Source organism: Nocardiopsis sp. RV163 (assembly GCF_001029525.1).
Classification (GTDB): domain Bacteria; phylum Actinomycetota; class Actinomycetes; order Streptosporangiales; family Streptosporangiaceae; genus Nocardiopsis; species Nocardiopsis dassonvillei.
In genome coordinates this window covers 1-1,956 of the sequence record NZ_LEKI01000317.1, presented here as the reverse complement: position 1 = coordinate 1,956, position 1,956 = coordinate 1, and the positions used below count along the sequence as shown (strand labels likewise).

Here is a 1,956-nt window from a genome sequence, read left to right as displayed (position 1 = left end):
GGGGACGCGTAGGGGTCGTGGCCGACCGGACCGGGGCCCGGCTGCTGGGCGTATCCGTGCTGGCCCTGTACCTGCGGGGGCGCGGGGCGCTCCCCCGGCACCTGGTAGGGCTGGGGCGCGGGCCCGGCCCACGCCTGGGGAGGCTGCTGGTGGCCCTCGGCGGGCGCGGCGGCCTGGGGCCGCTCCGGCTGACGCTGGTCGTCGGCCTGGGGCGGCTCGGGGCGACGGTGGTCGTCGGCCCGCGGCGGGTCCTGTCGGTGGGCGTCCGCCTGCTCGGACCGGGGCGGGTGGCCCTGCTCCTCAGGGAGCCGCGACCGGCCGTGCGTGGCCTCGGCCCGCTGCCGCGCCGCCTGCTCGGGCCGCGGGGCCGGCTGCGGCGTGGTGTCCGCGGGCGCCGCCTGCGTCTGCGCCTCGGGGGCCTGGGGCCGCTCCGCGCGCTCTGTCGGTGAGGAGGTGTCAGTCATGGTGTCCGTGGTGGCCGTGATGGGTGGGGTGCGCGGCTCGGGCTCGTCCAGACCCACGCCGCGCCACTGGTTGACCGGGGAGGCCCCGGTGTCCACGTCGTCGACGTTCACCCGCCGGGTGGTGTACGGGTTCGGGACGCTGGTCCTGGAGGAGGGCCGGTACCCGTTCTCGGCGGAGCCGGAGAAGGGGCCGGTCGCGGGGGGCGCGGCGTCGCCGCGCTCCGTCGCGCCCGACTCGGGAGCGGTCCCGCCCGTGGGCTGGACGCCGCCCCGGTCCGACGTGCGGCCGGAATTCTGCGAGTGCGGATGCACGGGATGATGCACGGGATTTCCTTGCTGGGTCTCCGGTGAGGGGGGTTCCTGGGCTCTGACCATACGGGAGATGGCCCGTCGGAACCGTCCCTCCCGCCTGGCTCCTTGCCCGTCCTCCGCTGACGTCATCGACCCGCCCCCGCGCGGGTACGGGGCGGGGCTGTCTCGCGGCGGCGGCGCCTCTGCCACAATCTCGTCTCCTCGCGTCGGTGGGGCCGGATCGGCGACGGCGCCGCTCCACCGCCATGGCCGGGGAGGTGGCCGCCCCGGGGTCTCGCTCGGAGCACCCGTGACAGCCGTGTGCCCCGTGCGCCGGAAGAAGGCCTCGGCCGGGGCGCCCCCGCCCGAGCGGGGACCAGACGGGTGCGACACCCCATCCGGAGACAAGTATCCATGCCCCGCACAATTCCTGTACTTCCACCGAGAACCGTCGTTCGGTTCGCCAGACTAACAAAGGTCGACAGCCTTGGCAGACGAATCACGGAAGGATCGCAAAAGCACCCGGAACAACACCTCTGACGTGCACAAACGCCACACGGGAGCCGGTGTGACCCCAGATGTTTTTGTGAGATTTATGGACACGTGTCTGTTTCCGGACAGGTGTCAACAACCGGTCGTCCGCACCGGCTGCCCCGTGATCCGGAACCACGCGCACCCGCCCTGAACAGCACGGACGCGCGGCTCCGCGAACGGCCGCCGCCCCTCCGGCCGCACCGGCGGGGAGCGCCGTCACACGGGGCCGCGTCGGCACGCCGCCGCGGGGCACCGCGGCGGCACGGGCCGGGTGCGCGGGTACACGGGGAGCGGGGGTCATGGCTCTCCTGTCGATTCCTCTTCCCCCGCTCGCGCGCCGTTCACGGAATTGCTCCGGAAACGGCTCCGGACGAGGGACGACGCGCATCGCGGGTCGTCCGGCGCCGGAGCGGGGCACGACCGGGGGAACGCGAAGCGCGGAAACGTTCTCCGAGCCTTCGGGGAGGAGGCCGGGGCGGTCCTTCCGAAGGCGTTGGCGCCGGAAACGGGCGGCGTTCTGACACCGTCCTCCCGACGTACAGGAGACTACCTTCCCCTGACGCGAATGCACATCAAGGGTCATGATTCCCGCACAAAAGAGACAGTAGGCACAGAAGGGGCGGGGCCGCGCGGCCCCGTCCCCGTGTCCGGTCCGGTCCCCCGGACC

Annotated in this window: 1 pseudogene; it reads right to left on the bottom strand. The window is 73.7% G+C overall.

The window, feature by feature from the left end:
- Positions 1-788, bottom strand: a pseudogene (locus ABD54_RS26420) (ATP-binding protein); the annotation flags it as partial.
- Positions 789-1,956: the final 1,168 nt, after the last annotated feature.